We start from the raw sequence: 15,013 nt of genomic DNA, 5'->3' as shown, positions 1-15,013 counted from the left end.
CGCTCTAGCGCAGCGCAGCCTCGGACACGGCGTCGGTCGCCTTCCCGTTGGAGGGGTCGCCGTTGGCGGCGGCACCGCCCGATGCGCCCTCGTCGACAGCGTCGTCGTCTGCGGGACGCGGAAGCCGCCCCTCACGGGCCTGCAGCCGCTCGAGGGCCGCACCCACGAAGTCGCGGAACAGCGGGTGCGGACGGTTCGGCCGCGACTTGAACTCCGGGTGTGCCTGCGTGGCCACGAACCACGGGTGGTCGGCGATCTCGACCATCTCCACGAGGCGCTGGTCGGGTGACATGCCGGACACGATCATGCCGGCGTCGGCCAGGCGGTTGCGGTACTTGTTGGCAACCTCCCAGCGGTGGCGGTGGCGTTCGTAGACGAACGGCTCGCCGTAGGCGGCCTCGGCCTTGCTGCCGGGGACCAGGCGGCAGGGGTAGATCCCCAGCCGCATGGTTCCGCCCAGGTCGGTCACGTCACGCTGGTCGGCCATGAGGTCGATGACCGGGTCCGGGGTGTCGGCGTCGAACTCCGAGGAGTGCGCCTCCGCCAGGCCCAGCACGTTGCGGGCGAACTCGATGACGGCCGTCTGCAACCCGAGGCAGATACCCAGGTACGGCACGAGGTGTTCACGGGCGTACCGACCGGCGTTGATCTTCCCCTCGACCCCGCGCACGCCGAAGCCACCGGGGACCAGGACGCCGTCGAGGCCGGCCAGCTGCTCGTCGGCCTGGCCGGGCTTGGCCAGCTCGTCGGACTGGATCCAGCGGATGTCGACGTCGACGCCGTGGTGGATGCCCGCGTGCTCGAGGGACTCCACGACCGAGAGGTAGGCGTCGGGCAGCGACACGTACTTGCCGACCAGCCCGATGGTGACGGTGTCCTCGGGGTTCTCCAACCGGTGGACCATCTTGTCCCACTCGGCCATGTCCGGCTCGACGGCCGGGTCGAGGCCCAGCTTGCGAACCACGAAGCGGTCCAGGCCCTCGTGTCGGAGGACGGCCGGCACGGCGTAGATGGAGTGGGCGTCGTGCGCGCTGACGACCCCGTCGAGGTCGATGTCGGACAGCATCGCGATCTTGCGCTTGAGCTCCAGCGGCAGGGGCCGGTCGGAGCGGCACACGACGGCGTCGGGCTGGATACCGATGGACCGCAGCTCGCGCACCGAGTGCTGCGCCGGCTTGGTCTTCAGCTCACCGGTCGTGCCGAGGAACGGGACGAGCGCGCAGTGGACGTAGACGATGTTCTCACGGCCCACGTCGTAGCGGATCTGCCGGATGGCCTCGAGGAACGGCAGCCCCTCGATGTCGCCGACCGTGCCGCCGACCTCGGTGATGACGACGTCGGCCTCGTCGGCCAGCTCCAGGATGCGCGACTTGATCTCGTTGGTCACGTGCGGGACGACCTGCACGGTCTCGCCCATGTAGTCACCGCGACGTTCCTTGGCGATGACGGTGGAGTACACCTGACCCGTCGACACCGACGAGGCACGCGGAAGGTTGACGTCGATGAACCGCTCGTAGTGGCCCAGGTCGAGGTCGGTCTCGCCCCCGTCGTCGGTGACGAACACCTCGCCGTGCTGGAACGGGTTCATGGTGCCGGGGTCCACGTTCACGTACGGGTCCAGCTTCTGCATGGTCACCCGCAGGCCGCGGGCCTTCAGCAGGCGACCCAGCGACGCTGCGGTGATGCCCTTCCCGAGGGAGGACGAGACTCCACCGGTGACGAGGATGTGCTTGGCCAATGGGTCCTCCACGACTGTCGAGGTCGGATGGGGCCGCCATGGGCATGCGGAGCCTCGGCCAACGTAGCAGTCAGGCTGGCCCCCTCAAACCATCCCTCGTGCGCCGAACGCGCTCCGTGTGCTCAGCTGGCAGCGGTGGTGGCGGCTACCGCCGGGGCATAGGGGTCGATGGCCTCTTCGGACATCGCTGGTCGGATCGAGATCCAGACGCTGGGAAGGCCCAGCGAGTTCTGTTCGCTCGGTGCCGCGTCGCCGGAGCGGACGGTACCGAGCACGGTCTGGCCAACACCCACCTGGTCGCCGACCGCCACCGTCGGGGACTGCAGGCGACGGACGATGACGTGCAGGTCCGCGCGGTTGTCGGGCTGCACCACGACGCGCCAGTCACGTCCACCGTCCGCAGCGGAGTACTCGTCGACCGCGACGACGGTGCCGGTCAGCGGGCTGGTCACCTGGGTGCCGGGGGCCAGCAGGACACGGGCCAGGCCGGTCGCCGGCCGCACACCGGTCGTGGCCTCGGCGACGTGGTAGCCGGGCCCCTCGAACGTCTTCACCGGGTCGTAGCCGGTGGGGTTGGCGTTGGTGACCATCTCGCCGATGGGCGCAAGCGCCAGCATCTCGGGCGCGTCGGCTTCGGTGAAGATGACCTCGGCGTCGGCGACACCGGGCAGGCGGAGGGCCAGGTCCTCCACACCGGCGAACGCCGGGGGCACCTCGACCATGCCAGCGGCAGCACCGCCACCGGGGACGATGAGGCGGCTGCCGGTCGCGGCCATCTGTGTGCCGCCGCTCAGCAGGGATGCCTCAAGGACGGGGTCGAGGGAGGGGATCTGCGAAGCGAGGGGCGAGGGACGATCGAGCTGGTTCGTCGCGGTCAGCCCCAGGACGAAGAGCCCGATCAGGATGACGCCGACAGCGGCGAGGACGATGCGCAGGGGCGGTATCGAGATGCCGCTGGTCGCGGACCGACGGACGGTGCGGGCCCCGCGGAGCGAGAGTCGACGACGCAGCGTGCCCCCGGAGAGGGTGCCGCTTGCTGTGCCGAGTCGGCCCAGCGTCGAGAAGTCGGTCTGCGTGCTCACGTCGGGGGAGGGGTCCTCGGGGGGGGGCGGGGGGCCCAGAAGGGCGGGTGATCGTGCGTCGGCAGCCCTGGGAGGGCGCGACGACACGGGACTTGAACGCAAGGTAACAGCGGCGCCTCGCCGAGCGCAGGTGGCCCGATGGTCCTGCCGGACAGGTCGCTCGCTGTGATACCGGCGGTCCAGAAATGATCGCCGTTCGGTCCTCAGCGGCCCTTCTGGGCGAGCTCCAGCAGCTCCGCGGCGTGGGTCAGCGCGGCATCGCTGTCGGGGGTGCCCGACAGCATGCGCGAGAGCTCCTCGGCACGCTCGTCGTCGCCCAGGCGGGTGACGGCGGTGGTCGTGCGGTCCTCCGTCACGCCCTTCCTGACCACGAAATGGGCGTCGGCGAAGGCCGCGAGCTGGGCGAGGTGGGTCACGCACAGCACCTGCCGGCCACGTGCCAGGGTCGCGAGCTTCTGGCCGACGGCGAGGGCTGTCTCGCCGCCTATGCCTGCGTCGACCTCGTCGAAGACCAGGATCGGCGTGTCGTCGGCGTCGGCGAGCGCGACGCGCAGGCCGAGCGCCACGCGGCTGCGTTCACCACCGCTGGCCGACCGCGACAGCGGCAGGGCCGGTTGGCCGCGGTTTGCGGCGAGCAGGAACTCGATGCGGTCCGCCCCGTCCGGACCGGGGTCGGCAGGGACGATGTCGACCGACATGTGCGCGTCGGGCATCGACAGCTCGGCCAGGTGGCCGTCGACGGTGCTGCACAGGGCCGTTCCGGCGGATTCGCGGGCCACGCGGAGGGTCTTGCCGGCCGCGTCGACGGTCTGGCGTGCCGCGTCGAGGGTGGCGCGCAGCTCCTCCAGGCGCGTTTCTCCCCCGTCGATCAGCGCCAGCCGTTCGTGGGCCTGGGCGGCGTAGGCGCGCACCTCGACCGTGGACGGCCCGTACTTGCGGAGCAACCCACCGATGGCCGACCGTCGCCCGAGGATGTGGTCGAGCGCCGACGGGTCGGCTTCGAGCCCGTCCAGGTAGCTGGTCAGGTCGATGGCGACCTCCTGGACCTCGGCCATCTGCGCCTGCAGCCGCTCCAGCGGGTCGGCCAACGACTCGTCGTGAGAGACCACCCCCCGGAGCGCGGCGATGGCGGTTCCCAGCGTGTCGCGGGCGCCACCCTCCTCCTGGACGGCATCGACGACGGTCTGGCAGGCGATCCGGAGCGACTCGGCGTGCTCGAGCCGGGCGATGTCACCGTCGAGCCGATCCTCCTCCCCTTCCTCGGGGGCAACCGAATCGATCTCGTCGACCTCGAAGCGCAGCCGGTCGGCCTCCCGGGCCCCTTCGCGCATGGCCTGCTCGGCGTCCTCCAGCGCGGTTCGGGCCTCGGTCCAGCTGCGGTAGGCGACGTCGTAGGCGCCACGGGCCCGCTCGATGGCCTCGCCACCGAACCGGTCCAGCAGTGCTCGTTGCATCCGGTGGTCAGCCAGGCGCAGCGCCTCGTGCTGGGAATGGATCTCCACGACCGGTGCCAGCACCTCCGCGAGGCTGGCCACCGGGGAGAGGCGGCCGGCGATCCGGGCACGCGATCGGCCGGCAGCGGCGTCACCGTCCCCCTTGGCCCCGACCTCGCGGCTGACGACGAGCTCCTCGTCCTCGGGGTCGATCCAGTCGGCCGCCGAGGCCGGCGCGGGCACCAGGCGGGCCTGGACGATCGCCGCGCGGGCGCCGGTGCGGACCTTGTCGCGGTCGGCCCGGCCGCCGAGCAGCCACTGGAGGGCGCTGACGACCATGGTCTTGCCAGCGCCCGTCTCACCGGTCAGCACGTTGAGCCCGGGCCCGAGGGCCAGGGACACCTCGTCGATGATGCCGAGGTCGCTGATTTCGAGGTCGGTCAGCACGTGACGATCATTCCATCGGGTGGGGCCGTCCTCATCATGGCGGGACGGACGGGGCCTGTGGTCGGGGCGGTCAGGGCTGGCTCAGCAGCGCGACCAGCATGTCGGCAACGGTCTGGGCCGCTTCGTCGGCGGTGATGCTGCCGACGAGGACGACCTCGTCGCTGACGGCGTCGACCATGACCCGGATGGTGGTGGCGAGGGCCTTGGCGCCGGCGGCGGGCATCTCCGCCATGCCGGACTGCACGATGCCGTCGATCACGCCGGCGACGGCCGCATCCCATTCCTCGTCGAGGCGGCGCTGGACGGTTTGCACCTCGTCGTCGGTCAGGGCGAGTCGCAGCCACGTGCGGCGCAGCCACGGGACGGACTGTCGGTCCTCGATGACGGAGGCGACGATGGACTGCACCAGGGTGTGGAGCGAGACACCCTCGGCCATGGCGTCGGTCACGCGGTCGAGGGTGGGCGCCACGGCCATCTCGTGCTGGCCCGCGACCATCAGGAAGGCCTGGGTCTTGTTGGTGAAGTAGTTGTAGAAGGTGCCGGTCCCGAACCCGGCGTGGGCGGCGATGACGTCTGCGGTCACCGCTTCGAACCCCGGGTCAGCGAAAAGCTCGGCCGCGGCCTTCAGGAGCTTCTCCTGCTTGCGACGGCTTCGTTCCTGCTTGGGCTCCCGGGGCAGGGTGACATCTGCCGTGAGCCGTGAACGATGCATGGTCTCGGCATTCTACGGCTGTCGTGCGACACCGTCCGTGACCGGTCTCGACGCGGTGTGGACAGGGGCGCGTCGGGCGGTCAGCCCTGCAGCGCCAGACCGGCTTCTGCAGCGGCGGCCAGGAGTGCGTCCAGGTCCGTCTCGGCGTCCGTGCGGCGGGATGCTGCGGACTCGCCCTCGTCCGTGGGCACGGTGTGGGGGCCACGGTGGAGGTGCAGGAAGAACTCGATGTTGCCTGCGGGGCCGGGCGCGCGGGACGGTGCGGCGCCGAGGGTCCGGAATCCCAGCTCGGCGGCGGTCGTCGCGACCTCGCGCATCGTCCGGATCCAGGTGGCCGGGTCACGCACCACACCGCCCTTGCCGACAGCGGCCGCCCCGGCCTCGAACTGGGGTTTGACCATCGGCAGGGCCGTGGCGCGATCGGCGGCCAGCGACGCCAACGTGGGAAGCACCTTCCCGAGGGAGATGAAGGAGAGGTCCGCCACGATCACGTCGGGGCGGTGCGGCGCGAGGTCCTCGGGCGTCAGGTGCCGGACGTTGGTGCGCTCGAGGAGCGTGACGCGGTCGTCGCTGCGCAGCCGCCAGTCGAGCTGGCCGTAGGCGACGTCGACGGCCACGACGTGGGCTGCGCCGCGGCGCAGCAGGACGTCGGTGAAACCCCCGTGGGCCGCACCGGCGTCCAGCGCCACCGCGCCGGCGACGTCGACGCCGAGGTCCTCCAACGCCCCGTCGAGCTTCAGGCCGCCGCGCGAGGCGAAGCGAGGCCCCTCCTCCGTGACGTGGATGGCCTGGTCACGGGTCACCTGGCTGGCCGGTTTGGGCACGGCGACGCCGTCGACCCGAACCGACCCGGCGTCGATGAGGGCGCGGGCCACGGTCCGCGACGGCGCGAGCTCACGACGCACGAGCTCGGCGTCGAGCCGGGTCCGACGGGCGGCGGTCATCGAGCGCCCGTTGGATGCCCGGGCGTCACCGCGCCGGAGGGATCGTCCTGGCCAGCTCGTCGAGCTCGCCGACGATGGTGTCGAGCGTGCGGGTCAGCCGCTGGACGTGCTCGGCGACGGGCAGGTCGTCCATCGCATCGAGCTCGGTCCGGAGACGCTCGATGACCTCCGAGGCGTCGGTCATCGGCTAGCTCTCCGCCGACGAGCCGCTGTCGCCACCCGACGCCGCGGGCGGCGTCGCCTTCTTGGCCGTCGACTTCTTGGCCGTGCTCTTCTTGGCTGTGCTCTTCTTGGCCGTGCTCTTCTTGGCGGTGCTCTTCTTGGCGGTGCTCTTCTTGGCGGTCGCCTTGGCCGCGGTCTTCTTCGCCGTCGTCGACTTCTTGGCGGTGGCCTTCTTCGCCGTCGACTTGGCGGCGTTGCTCTTCTTCGCGGTGCTCTTCTTGGCGGTGGCCTTCTTGGCGGTGGCTTTCTTGGCCGTCGTCTTGGCCGCGGTCTTCTTCGCCGTCGTCGACTTCTTCGCCGTGGCCTTCTTCGCCGTCGCAGACCCCGTCGAGGCGGTCGCCTTCTTCGCCGTCGACTTGGCCGCAGCCTTCTTGGCGGTGCTCTTCTTGGCGGTGCTCTTCTTCGCCGGGGCCTTCTTCGCGGTGGCCTTCTTGGCCGACTTCTTCGCGGCCGCCTTCTCGGCCGGGGCCGGCGTGTCCGACGTCGAACCGGAGGACGAGTCCTTGTCGTCGTCGTTCCCGCGGACGCGTTCGAGCAGGGAGATGCGGCTCTCCAGGGCATCGAGGGCGCTCTTGCGGACGAGGTCGACGTTCTTCAGCGCCCGCTCTACCTCCTGGCCGACAAGGTTCTGCACGGCCTTGCGGTTGGTCTCGACCTGACCCAGCAGGCTGTCGACGAGGTGCTCACTGGCGTTCGCGGCAACCTCTCCGCGGGCGACCAGGGCCTTCACGGCATCCTCGGCCTTGCGGCGAGGGACCTCCGTCAGGCCGGACGCCATGTCCAGGTACTTCCTCCAGGCAGACTCCACTGTGCGCTCCCGAAATTCGATCGTGTGGCGGTCGATGGTCCACGCAGCATAACCACGCGGCGCCTTCGCTACGCGATGGCCATCCGGGCGGACCCCTCAAGCGGCGTCTTCGAGGCGCGCCTCGACGCGGCGCAGGTGGCGTGCGTACACCGTGCGGTCGCTGAGCGCCGCAGCCAACCGGAGGTGGGCCCGGGCATCGACGAGCTGTCCGACTCGTTCCAGCGCACGTCCGAGCCCGAAGTGGGCGTAGGCGTTGGACGGTTCGAGCTCCTCGAGCCGCTCGAAGGCCTCGACCGCCCCCATGTGGTCACGCGCGGCGTAGCGCGCCCGTCCCAGCAGCTCCAGCAACGATGCCGATTCGGGACTGGCCCGAACCGCTGCCTCGGCCAGCTCCACCGCCGCGTGGGACATCCCGTCCTCGAGCAGCCCCTCCGCCGTGCGGAACAGGTCGTAGACGTTCGGTTGACCAGCGCTCACCACGGTCCACGGTAGCGTCTGTCCTCCATCGGACCCGCCCACCGGCAGGGTCCCAGACGAAGTCGGAGGACTGGCCGCGTGAAGCTGCGTGCGTTCAGGGCGCTGCGATACGTGGCCGCCTCCGCCGGTCCACCGTCGGAGACGTCCGCTCCGCCGTACAGCGACCCCGACCCGTTCGACCACGCCAGCCACCGCACCTCCAACCCCTACACGGTGCTCGAGCTGCTGACGACCGACCCGGCCGTCACGACGGCCGGCCGGTACGCGACCGCACGTGCCACCCTCGAACGCTGGTCCCGGACCGGCGTCCTCGCCGAGGACGACGACGCGGGCCTCGTGGTCTACGAGCAACGCGACGGCGCCATGGGCCACGTCCAGCGCGGGCTCGTCGGGCTGGTCGCCCTCGCCGACGTCGACGAGGGCCGACTGCTGCTCCACGAGGACGTCGACGGGGCTCGGGCCCGGGCACGGGCCAACCGGCTGCGCCACGTCCCCGTGGACCTGACACCGGTGGTCGCCGTCCACCTCGGGGCCCCCGACGTCGTGTTCGAGACGCTGGAGTCCGTCTGCGCCGGCCGGCCCGACATCGACTTCACCGACGAACAGGACGTGGTCCATCGCCTCTGGCACATCACGGATCAGGACCTCATCGAGGCACTCGTGCACGGGCTGGCCGACGTCACCGCCGTCCTCGCCGATGGCCACCACCGCCTGGCGGCAGCCAGCCGGTTGGCGCGAGACCTCGGCGACGCCCCGTCCGGTTCCGGACACACGCTGGCCATGGTGCTGGACGCCACCCACGAGGGGCCGCGTCTTCGGGCGGTCCATCGGCTCGTCAGATGGACCCGGGAGGACCTTCCCGACCGCCTGGCCGAGATGGACGGTGTTTCGGTCGAGCGCTGGTCCGGGTCCGCCTCGGACCTCGCCGCTGAGCTGGAGCGTCCCGGCCCCCGGCGGTTCGGAGTCGTCACGACCTCCGGGACGTGGCTGGTCGAGCTGCACAACGGCACCGGCGAACCGCTGCTCGTCGACCTCGGCATCCCCGACGTCCTTCGCCAGCTGGACATGGTCGTGCTGCGCGAGGTCCTCTTCCCCGTCATGGGCGTCGTCGACGACCGGGCGATCGCCGAGGTCGACGCGGCGGTCACGGCGTTGACGGCACCAGCGGCAACCGATGGGACGGTTCCGCCCGACGCGTTGGTGCTGCTGTCCCCACCCACCGTCCAGCAGGTGCTCGAGGTCGCTCGATCCGGCCTGCGGATGCCCGCCAAGACGACATGGTTCTGGCCCAAGCCGCGTGCGGGTCTGGTGATGCGGCGGCTCGACACAGAGGTTCCCGCCGAGCGGACCTCGCCCTGATACGTTGCGCCGGATGGCGACCACACCAGAGGATCCCGACCCTTCGGCGGGTGCCCCCACCGAGACTCCGGTCCTGCCTGCCGCGGCTCCGGCGACGCCGGACGGGCCGCGGGAGTTCGACGACGAGGTCCGTCGTGGCTGGCGCGACCTGCCCGCGCCGGGGCAGCTTGCCAGCCTGATCGGCGTCGTGGTCCTCAGCTACGGCGCGGTGCTGATGATCGCGTCCCTCCGCACGATCCTGGTGATGTTGCTCGTGTCGCTGTTCATCGCGTTCGCGGTGGAGCCGGCGGTCCAGTTCATGGGACGCAGGTGGGGGTGGCGCCGTGGACCGGCCACCGCGCTGGTGTTCTTCGGCGTGTTCCTCGCCATGGCGGCCAGCTTCGGCTCGATCATCCCGTTGTTGGTCGACCAGGTCAGCGAGCTGCTCCGGTCGGTCCCCCGCTCGGTGGCGGAGCTCAACGACCTGGTCCAGCACCTGCCGTTCGTCGACCTCGAGCTCGACCCGGGGTCCGACGTCAACCAGGAGCTGCTGGCGATCGGGAGCGACCTCACCAGCACACTGCAGGACAGCCTCACGTCCATGGCCGGCAACCTGCTCGGCGCGGCGGGCAACGTGGTCACCCTCGCTGGCACCGCCATCGGCGCGGTCTTCCAGGGGCTGACGGTCCTGCTCGTCTCGTTCTACCTCGTCGCCGACGGCCCCAGGTTCCGGGCCACGCTTGCCCGTCCGCTCCCCCAGCACCGACAGCGCGAGCTGCTCGCCATCTGGGAGATCGCCGTCGCCAAGACGGGCGGCTACATCTACTCCCGCCTCCTCCTTGCGGCGGTTGCCACCGCGGTCACGTCGGCCTTCCTCGCGATCATCCAGGTGCCCTACCCGCTGCCGCTGGGCCTGTGGGTCGGGGTCACCGGCGCCTTCGTCCCGGTGGTCGGCACCTACCTCGGCGGCATCCTCGCCCTTGTCGTGGCGTTGGCGGACCAGCCGTCGAAGGCGCTGTGGGTCCTGATCTTCCTCGCCACCTACCAGCAGCTGGAGAACTACCTGATCGCCCCGCGGCTGCAGGCGGCCACGATGGACATCCACCCCGCCGTCGCGTTCGTGTCGGTCCTCGTCGGCGCCACCCTCCTCGGTGCCGTCGGGGCCCTGCTTGCGCTGCCGGCGACCGCGATCATCCAGGCAGTCGCGTCGACGTACCTGCATCGCCACGAGCTCATCGCCGAGCTGACGGAGGTCTCGGCGCAGCTCGACCAGGAGATCCCGCGGCCGCTGCCGCCCATGGATGTCAGGGCCGACCCGGCGACCTGACCGACGGGGCTAGCATCCGCTCGCATGAGCCCCAGACCTGACGACCCAGTCCGCCCCTCCCCCATCGAGGCCATCCGCGACGACCTGGCCGCGGTCGACACCCTGACGGCCGGGATGACCAAGGTCACCGCCGGCTTCCTGTTGCAGACCCCCCGGCCAACGCTGGTCGAGTGCGGACCTGCGGTGTCGATCCAGTCGGTCATCGAAGGGATTCGTGCCCACGGGCTGGACCCCGACGACCTCGCGTACCTGGTCATCTCCCACATCCACCTCGACCACGGGGGCGGTGCCGGCGACGTCGCCGAGGCGTTCCCCAACGCCACCATCGTGGTGCACGAGGTCGGTGTCCGGCACATGGTCGACCCGGAGCGGCTCAACGCCAGCTCCAAGCGGGTGTACGGCCCCCTCTACGACTCCGTCTACGGGGCCTGCACCCCGATCGACGAGGATCGCATCCTCGGGGTGGGCGAGCGCGAGACGCTGGATCTGGGAGGTGGCCGGCGCCTGGAGCTGTTCCAGACCCCCGGACACGCCAAACACCACATCGGCATCTTCGACCCCGACACCGGCGACCTGTTCGTCGGCGATTCGGTGGGGGTGAAGATGCCGGGCATGGATGTCATCAGGCCGGCGACCCCGCCACCCGACTTCGACTACGTGCTGGCCCAGCGGTCGCTGGACACCTACCTGTCCCTTGCCCCCGAAACGGTGCATCTCGCCCACTACGGGGCGGTCGATCCACCGATGGAGGCGCTGCAGGAGGCCAAGGACCGGCTGGAGATCTGGATGGAGGCAGCCGAAGCCGCCTGGACCGACAACGCGGACCTGGATCACGTTGCGGAGACCCTCGGCCACCGGTTCGCGTCCGAGGTCACCGACGTCGACGGCGATCCCGACGCCAAGGGCCGCGTCGAGCTCCTCAGCGGGATCCGTTCCAACGCCATGGGGCTGGTCCGTTATCTCGACCTGAAGGAACAGGGGCGTGTGGCCACCTGAACGACATGGCGACTGACGACAAAAAGCACACTGGCCACCTTCGTGATGAAGGTGGCCAGTTGTGGTGGTCCGCGACGTCCTACTCTCCCACGCAGTCTCCCGCGCAGTACCATCGGCGCTGGAGGGCTTAACTTCCGGGTTCGGAATGGAACCGGGTGTACCCCCTCCGCAATGACCACGGAACTCTATGAAACTTGTGTATAGGGTTCCATCCCGTCCCAGGATGAACCACATAGCGAGCGCGAGCATCACGACAAGTAATCGGATTATTAGTACCGGTCAGCTGCAGGCATTGCTGCCCTTCCACATCCGGCCTATCAACCCAGTCGTCTACTGGGATCCTTAAAGAGAAACCTCATCTTGAAGCCGGCTTCGCGCTTAGATGCTTTCAGCGCTTATCCATTCCGTACGTAGCCAACCGGCCATGCCCTTGGCAGGACAACCGGCACACCAGAGGTACGTCCACCCCGGTCCTCTCGTACTAGGGGCAGCTCTTCTCAAGTTTCTTACGCGCGCAGCGGATAGGGACCGAACTGTCTCACGACGTTCTAAACCCAGCTCGCGTGCCGCTTTAATGGGCGAACAGCCCAACCCTTGGGACCTGCTCCAGCCCCAGGATGCGACGAGCCGACATCGAGGTGCCAAACCTTTCCGTCGATATGGACTCTTGGGAAAGATAAGCCTGTTATCCCCGGGGTACCTTTTAGCCGTTGAGCGCCATCTCTCCCACTTGAAGATGGCGGATCACTAGGTCCTGCTTTCGCAACTGCTTGACCTGTCAGTCTCGCAGTAAAGCTCCCTTGTGCCCTTACACTCGAAGGCCGATTACCGACCGGCCTGAGGGAACCTTTGAGCGCCTCCGTTACAATTTAGGAGGCAACCGCCCCAGTTAAACTGCCCACCAGACGCTGTCCCTGATCCGGATAACGGACCAAGGTTAGAAGCTCAATATTGCCAGGGTGGTATTCCAAGGTTGGCTCCACGAACACTGGCGTGCCCGCTTCAAAGCCTCCCACCTATCCTGCACAAACAACACCGAACTCCAACATCAAGTTGCAGTAAAGGTCCCGGGGTCTTTCCGTCCTGCTGCGCGAAACGAGCATCTTTACTCGTATTGCAATTTCACCGAGTCTCTAGTGGAGACAGTGCTCAAGTCGTTACGCCATTCGTGCAGGTCGGAACTTACCCGACAAGGAATTTCGCTACCTTAGGACCGTTATAGTTACGGCCGCCGTTTACTGGCGCTTAGATTCAAGGCTTCACCGAAGTTAACCTCTCCTCGTAACGTTCCAGCACCGGGCAGGCGTCAGTACATATACGTCGTCTTACGACTTAGCATGCACCTGTGTTTTTAGTAAACAGTCGCTTGAGCCTAGTCACTGCGGCCCACTCTCGTGGGCACCCCTTCTCCCGAAGTTACGGGGCCATTTTGCCGAGTTCCTTCACTAGAGTTCTCTCGATCGCCTCGGTATTCTCTACCTGTCCACCTGAGTTGGTTTGGGGTACGGGTGGTCTTAGCCCTCCCTAGATGCTTTTCTTGGCAGCATGGTATTTCGCACTTCCACTATCCGTGTCGGCGTCGTGTTTCAGCCTTTGTGCAGCCCGGATTTGCCTGGTCTGCAGCCTACGCACTTACCCCGGCTCTACCATCGGCCGGGTTGCGATAACCTCCTGCGTCACACCATCGGTCAAACGGTCTAGGACCAGTACAGGAATATCAACCTGTTATCCATCGATTACGCCTTTCGGCCTCACCTTAGGTCCCGACTTACCCTGGGCGGATGAACCTTCCCCAGGAACCCTTGGACATTCGGCGGAGGAGTTCCTCCCTCCTCTTTCGTTACTCATGCCGGCATTCGCACTTGTATATGCTCCACGGTCGGTCACCCTCCCGCTTCGCTGCGAATACAACGCTCCCCTACCCATGTACGAAGTACATGTCGCAGCTTCGGTGCATGGCTTAGCCCCGTTACATTGTCGACGCAGGATTTCTTGACCAGTGAGCTATTACGCACTCTTTCAAGGGTGGCTGCTTCTAAGCCAACCTCCTGGTTGTCTATGACATCCCACATTCTTTACCACTTAGCCATGACTTAGGGACCTTAGCTGGCGATCTGGGTTGTTTCCCTCTCGACTACGGAGCTTATCCCCCGCAGACTCACTGCCGCGCTTGGCGTACTGGCATTCGGAGTTTGACTGATGTTGGTAAGCTTGTAGGCCCCCGCGACCAATCAGTGCTCTACCTCCAGCACGGAACACGCGACGCTGCACCTAAATGCATTTCGGGGAGAACCAGCTATCACGGTGTTTGATTGGCCTTTCACCCCTATCCACAGCTCATCCCCCCAGTTTTCAACCTAGGTGGGTTCGGTCCTCCACGCGGTCTTACCCGCGCTTCAACCTGGCCATGGATAGATCACACCGCTTCGGGTATAGGACCAGCTACTGAACGCCCTGTTCAGACTCGCTTTCGCTTCGGCTTCCCAACGTCTGGTTAACCTTGCAACTGATCGCTAACTCGCCGGCTCATTCTTCAAAAGGCACGCTGTCACCCCGAAGGGCTCCAACTGCTTGTAGGCACGCGGTTTCAGGTACTATTTCACTCCCCTCCCGGGGTACTTTTCACCTTTCCCTCACGGTACTAGTTCGCTATCGGTCGCTAGAGAGTGTTTAGCCTTATGAGGTGGTCCTCACAGATTCACACGGGATTTCACGGGTCCCGCGCTACTTGGGATGACTGAACAGCTGCACACAGATTTCGCCTACGGGTCTATTACCCACTACGGAGGACCTTTCCAGGTCGCTTCGGCTATCCGCGTGCATCGACTGTGACCGGATGACAGTCCGATCTATCAGGTCCCACTACCCCCACATGGCAACGGCTGTCACCTTGACACCATGTGAGTTTGGGCTGTACCCCGTTCGCTCGCCACTACTAGGGGCATCACTGTTGTTTTCTTTTCCTCCGGTTACTGAGATGTTTCACTTCACCGGGTTCCCTCTCGCTGAGCTATGTATTCACTCAGGAGTGACAGGGCATAACCCCTGCCAGGTTTTCCTATTCGGAAATCCGCGGATCAAAGCTTGCTTGGCAGCTCCCCGCGGCTTATCGCAGCCTGCAACGTCCTTCATCGGCTTCTAGCGCCAAGGCATCCACCGGGTGCCCTTACTAACTTGCCGAGACGATGCTCGCGCTCGCTATGGAGTTCTCAAGGGACGAACAAGGCCGCAGATGACGCCTGCACCGCGCCCAACAGATGCTGGGTTGACGATGTGGTTCGTACGATGCGACCAAGAAGGAGCTTCTCGCTGCCTTCAAAGCTACACAGTGTGCCCACACACTCCAGATGCGTTCGCTACCGACTCGGTCATAACCCGAAGCCACCGAAGCGACCCAGGTCCCCCGAGCGGGGAACTCATCCTCGTGGATGAATAGTCAGTGATCCACAGAAACGGGGCGCCAATCGCCACAGAACGTTCGTCTGTGGT

The 15,013-nt window shown here is 67.2% G+C and carries 11 protein-coding genes and 2 rRNA genes; 3 read left to right on the top strand and 10 right to left on the bottom strand.

The window, feature by feature from the left end; all coding sequences use genetic code 11:
- Positions 1 to 4: 4 nt before the first annotated feature.
- From DVS28_RS09270 to DVS28_RS09240, 8 genes are all read right to left on the bottom strand, one after another.
- Positions 5 to 1,750 carry a CTP synthase gene (locus DVS28_RS09270; RefSeq protein ID WP_281273537.1) on the bottom strand — a complete coding sequence of 582 codons (1,746 nt, stop codon included), beginning with the start codon at positions 1,748 to 1,750 and terminating at the stop codon, positions 5 to 7.
- Between the two features lie 110 nt (positions 1,751 to 1,860).
- Positions 1,861 to 2,820: a hypothetical protein gene (locus tag DVS28_RS09265; protein WP_114591191.1), complete on the bottom strand. Its 960-nt coding sequence runs from the start codon at positions 2,818 to 2,820 to the stop codon at positions 1,861 to 1,863.
- A 203-nt stretch (positions 2,821 to 3,023) separates the two neighbouring features.
- Positions 3,024 to 4,700 carry a DNA repair protein RecN gene (gene recN, locus DVS28_RS09260; protein WP_114591190.1) on the bottom strand — a complete coding sequence of 559 codons (1,677 nt, stop codon included), beginning with the start codon at positions 4,698 to 4,700 and terminating at the stop codon, positions 3,024 to 3,026.
- Between the two features lie 70 nt (positions 4,701 to 4,770).
- Entirely contained in the window at positions 4,771 to 5,412 is a 642-nt protein-coding gene (locus DVS28_RS09255) for a TetR/AcrR family transcriptional regulator (protein WP_114591189.1), read from the bottom strand.
- Between the two features lie 80 nt (positions 5,413 to 5,492).
- Positions 5,493 to 6,356 (bottom strand): TlyA family RNA methyltransferase, encoded by an 864-nt coding sequence (locus DVS28_RS09250; protein ID WP_114591188.1) that lies wholly within the window; start codon positions 6,354 to 6,356, stop codon positions 5,493 to 5,495.
- A gap of 25 nt (positions 6,357 to 6,381) precedes the next feature.
- A complete protein-coding gene (locus DVS28_RS28305) occupies positions 6,382 to 6,540 on the bottom strand; it encodes a hypothetical protein (RefSeq protein WP_164710246.1) in 159 nt (52 codons plus the stop codon).
- A gap of 3 nt (positions 6,541 to 6,543) precedes the next feature.
- Positions 6,544 to 7,356, bottom strand: coding sequence for a phasin family protein (locus tag DVS28_RS09245; RefSeq protein ID WP_114594088.1), 813 nt, complete (start codon positions 7,354 to 7,356; stop codon positions 6,544 to 6,546).
- 126 nt (positions 7,357 to 7,482) lie between these two features.
- The gene (locus DVS28_RS09240; protein ID WP_114591187.1) at positions 7,483 to 7,863 is read right to left on the bottom strand and encodes a tetratricopeptide repeat protein; all 381 of its coding nucleotides are present in this window, start codon (positions 7,861 to 7,863) and stop codon (positions 7,483 to 7,485) included.
- Between the two features lie 78 nt (positions 7,864 to 7,941).
- Between DVS28_RS09240 and DVS28_RS09235 the strand changes: the two genes are divergently transcribed.
- The 3 genes from DVS28_RS09235 to DVS28_RS09225 are packed head-to-tail and all read left to right on the top strand — an operon-like array spanning position 7,942 to position 11,524.
- Positions 7,942 to 9,222, top strand: a complete 1,281-nt coding sequence (locus DVS28_RS09235; protein WP_164710244.1) for a DUF1015 family protein — start codon at positions 7,942 to 7,944, stop codon at positions 9,220 to 9,222.
- A gap of 13 nt (positions 9,223 to 9,235) precedes the next feature.
- Positions 9,236 to 10,528, top strand: a complete 1,293-nt coding sequence (locus DVS28_RS09230) for an AI-2E family transporter (protein WP_114591185.1) — start codon at positions 9,236 to 9,238, stop codon at positions 10,526 to 10,528.
- A gap of 24 nt (positions 10,529 to 10,552) precedes the next feature.
- Entirely contained in the window at positions 10,553 to 11,524 is a 972-nt protein-coding gene (locus DVS28_RS09225) for an MBL fold metallo-hydrolase (RefSeq protein ID WP_114591184.1), read from the top strand.
- A 66-nt stretch (positions 11,525 to 11,590) separates the two neighbouring features.
- On the opposite strand, the gene rrf is transcribed toward DVS28_RS09225, so the two are convergent.
- Positions 11,591 to 11,707, bottom strand: a 5S ribosomal RNA gene (rrf, locus tag DVS28_RS09220).
- Between the two features lie 66 nt (positions 11,708 to 11,773).
- Positions 11,774 to 14,704 (bottom strand): 23S ribosomal RNA (locus DVS28_RS09215).
- Positions 14,705 to 15,013 lie beyond the last annotated feature (309 nt).

Origin of the sequence: Euzebya pacifica, assembly GCF_003344865.1 — a bacterium.
GTDB classification, from domain to species: Bacteria; Actinomycetota; Nitriliruptoria; order Euzebyales; family Euzebyaceae; genus Euzebya; species Euzebya pacifica.
The sequence above is the reverse complement of the archived record's forward strand: the minus strand, read 5'-3'. Positions and strand labels throughout refer to the sequence as shown.

What these genes read in the sequence shown, in the direction of transcription:
- DVS28_RS09255 (WP_114591189.1), bottom strand. Translation starts at nt 5,412, where the DNA reads ATGCATCGTTCACGGCTCACGGCAGATGTCACCCTGCCCCGGGAGCCC.
- DVS28_RS09250 (WP_114591188.1), bottom strand. Translation starts at nt 6,356, where the DNA reads ATGACCGCCGCCCGTCGGACCCGGCTCGACGCCGAGCTCGTGCGTCGT.
- DVS28_RS28305 (WP_164710246.1), bottom strand. Translation starts at nt 6,540, where the DNA reads ATGACCGACGCCTCGGAGGTCATCGAGCGTCTCCGGACCGAGCTCGAT.
- DVS28_RS09245 (WP_114594088.1), bottom strand. Translation starts at nt 7,356, where the DNA reads ATGGCGTCCGGCCTGACGGAGGTCCCTCGCCGCAAGGCCGAGGATGCC.
- DVS28_RS09230 (WP_114591185.1), top strand. Translation starts at nt 9,236, where the DNA reads ATGGCGACCACACCAGAGGATCCCGACCCTTCGGCGGGTGCCCCCACC.
- DVS28_RS09225 (WP_114591184.1), top strand. Translation starts at nt 10,553, where the DNA reads ATGAGCCCCAGACCTGACGACCCAGTCCGCCCCTCCCCCATCGAGGCC.